Consider the following 3084-nt stretch of genomic DNA (forward strand, 5'->3'; position numbering starts at 1 on the left):
GGCGCTTATGGGGCTTTTACTTGCTGTAGTTGTAATGCAGCCACAATTGCTTATTGAAGCATTTAACCCTGTAACTACTAACCTGCCGCTTATTGGGCTAAGCGTTATTTGGTTAAAAGAAATTGAGCAGTTGAATAATCGATACCTCTAAATAAAAAAGGGTAAGCAAATGCATACCCTTTTTTGTAGTACAAAATTTATAAAATTAGTACTTATTTTTATGCGTCCACAAATGCAGTAATTCGCTCGCAATGGTTGCTGCAGCAATTGCGGTAAGCTCACTTTGGTCGTACGAAGGTGATACTTCTACCACATCCATACCCACCATGTTTATGCCTTTTAGCGCACGCAGTACTTTAAGTACTTTATCTGACGTTAAACCACCACACACAGGAGTGCCTGTACCAGGCGCAAACGCAGGGTCTAAACAATCTATATCAAACGTTAAGTAAACAGGTAGGTCACCTACTCGCTCAAGTATTTGCGCTGCAATATCATTAGCATGTAAATCGTTGGCTTGCATTGCATCAATCACAGCAAACTCATGTTTACTTTGATCAAAGTCGGTACGAATACCTATTTGTATACTGTGCTCAACATCAATCAGCCCTTCCATTGGTGCATGATAAAACATAGTGCCGTGATCAAAACGCGAGCCATTGCTATAGGTATCGGTGTGCGCATCAAAATGTACTAACGCCATTTTGCCATGTATTTTTGCGTGAGCACGTAATAGCGGAAGCGTTACAAAGTGATCGCCCCCTAAACCTAATAGTGTTTTACCTTGGCGAAGTATTTGATCAGCAGCCATTTCTAGTTGCGCAGTAAAATACTCAGGATCCCCGACAGGGTAAGTAAAGTCCCCTGCGTCTGCCACTTTTAAGCGCTCAAACAACGGGAACGTCCACGGGTATTTAGTGTCTTCCCATGCTAAATGAACCGATGCACGACGAATTGCATCAGGGCCTAAGCGCGCACCAGGGCGGCCCGAGGTCGCTAAATCAAATGGTAAGCCTAAAACCACTACGTCTGCATCAATTGCATTAATGTTTTGCACCATAGGACGACGTAAAAACGTCATCCCATTTGAGTACAATGAGTGATCTGCGTGACCAAACAAAGTTGACATTGCTTATAACTCTTCTAAATAAGTGTAGCCATTAAGGCCGCTTTGCAACTCGTCTAAAACGCTTTGCTGTTCGTGTTTTTCAATTTTAGTGCTTACTAACTGCTCGTATGATTGCTGAAAACTTTCAACATCTAAATGTACATAGCGCATCATATCGGCAACAGTGTCACCTTGGTTTATCTCGGTAATACTTGCAACGCCTTGCTCATCCATATTAACAATTGCGCTGTGCGTATCGCCAAACAGGTTATGCATATCACCTAAAATTTCTTGATAAGCGCCCACCAAGAAAAAGCCCATTAAATAAGGTTTATCGGCACTAAATTCTGGTACAGGTAATGTGCTTTCAATACCTTGTCCATCTACGTAATGCTCAAGTGCGCCATCTGAATCACAGGTTATATCAAGTAATACAGCACGTTTTTTTGGTGCTTCAGTTAAGCCACTTAATGGCAATACCGGAAACACTTGATCAATGCCCCATGCATCTGGAAGGGATTGAAATAACGAAAAGTTTACAAAAAACTTATCGGCTAAACGTACGTTTAACTCGTCAATAATCGGACGATGAAAACGGTTTTTATTATCCATGTGCTTGTTGAGTTCATAACAAATACGAATATTAATTTGCTCAGCCCATGCACGTTGCGATAAGTCTAATAACCCGAGTGCAAATTGGTTATGCGCTTCAGCTAAATCACCTTGGCTGTCGTGATAAATCTCAATTAATGCACGGTCATCCGTTAAATCAGTTAACTGTACAAACGATGCCCACATGTTTTTTAATAACAGGGGTGCATCTGCCGCTGGTGCTACTAACTCTTCTGGCGTGTAACTTTCAGTACCAATAACATTAGAAATAAGCACAGCATGATGCGCCGTAAGCGCACGACCCGACTCAGAAATAATAGTCGGCATTGGTTGCTCATATTGCTTACATGTATCGCCAATGGTGTACACAATGTTATTCGCATATTCAGCTAAGCTGTAATTCATAGAGTTATGCGATTGGCTACGCGTGCCGTCGTAATCAACAGCTAAACCACCGCCTACATCAAGACAATCAATTTCTGCGCCTAGTTTACGTAGCTCACAGTAAAAACGCGCAGCTTCGCTTACACCTAAACGTACGTCACGAATGTTCGCCATTTGTGACCCTAAGTGAAAATGCACAAGCTGCAATAAATCAAGCTGGTTTGCGCCTTTTAAACGATTAACTACATGTAAAACTTGCGATGCGGATAAACCAAATTTTGATTTTTCGCCACCACTCGCTTGCCACTTACCTTTACCTTGCGACGCTAAACGTACACGAATACCAATGCGTGGTTTTACGTTAAGCTCTTTTGCTTGGCTAAGCACCATGTCTAGCTCAGAAAGCTTTTCAAGTACGATATACACTTTATGACCTAGCTTTTCGCCAATAAGTGCTAAACGTACGTATTCTTTATCTTTGTAGCCATTACATACAATAACAGCGCTGGTTTTTTCAGCCAGTGCTAGTACCGTTAGTAATTCAGGCTTGCTGCCGGCTTCTAAACCAAGTTGTTTTTTTTCTACTTGTGCTTGGCTTGCTACTATTTCTTCAACCACTTCACGTTGTTGGTTTACTTTTATTGGGTAAACTAATAGGTAGTCTTTAGGGTAACCATAGTTTTCAATCGCAGTATTAAATGCGCCGCATAAGCTGTGTACACGATGGTGTAAAATTTGCGGAAAACGAACTAAAGCAGGTAAGCTTAAACCTTTATCTTGTAGTTGCTTTGCGATATCTGTTAATGCAATGGTTTGCTCTGGTGCATGAGCCTTGGGTGCAACATACACATCACCTTGATCATTAATACCAAAAAAACCTTGGCTCCAATGACGAACATTGTAGCTCGTACGAGCTTGTTCTAGTGATGTTGTCTCTTTCATTTATCTTTCTCTTTTATTTAATTAATGCCGGCTCGGCT

3 protein-coding genes are annotated in these 3084 nt (G+C 41.4%); 1 reads left to right on the plus strand and 2 read right to left on the minus strand.

The window, feature by feature from the left end; translation table 11 throughout:
- On the plus strand, positions 1-151 hold a 151-nt coding region (locus H5072_RS15535), incomplete at its 5' end, for a DoxX-like family protein (protein WP_310735890.1).
- Positions 152-205: 54 nt separating this feature from the next.
- Here H5072_RS15535 and speB read toward each other — a convergent pair.
- Both speB and speA read right to left on the minus strand, forming a co-directional pair.
- A complete protein-coding gene (gene speB, locus H5072_RS15540) occupies positions 206-1129 on the minus strand; it encodes an agmatinase (RefSeq protein WP_024597470.1) in 924 nt (307 codons plus the stop codon).
- Between the two features lie 3 nt (positions 1130-1132).
- The gene (speA, locus tag H5072_RS15545; protein ID WP_182694034.1) at positions 1133-3046 is read right to left on the minus strand and encodes a biosynthetic arginine decarboxylase; all 1914 of its coding nucleotides are present in this window, start codon (positions 3044-3046) and stop codon (positions 1133-1135) included.
- Positions 3047-3084 lie beyond the last annotated feature (38 nt).

This window comes from Pseudoalteromonas sp. SR45-5, from assembly GCF_014163565.1.
Taxonomy (GTDB): domain Bacteria; phylum Pseudomonadota; class Gammaproteobacteria; order Enterobacterales; family Alteromonadaceae; genus Pseudoalteromonas; species Pseudoalteromonas distincta.

Bases quoted from the DNA above. Each gene is read 5' to 3' on its own strand.
- speA (WP_182694034.1), bottom strand. From the start codon at position 3,046: ATGAAAGAGACAACATCACTAGAACAAGCTCGTACGAGCTACAATGTT.
- speB (WP_024597470.1), bottom strand. From the start codon at position 1,129: ATGTCAACTTTGTTTGGTCACGCAGATCACTCATTGTACTCAAATGGG.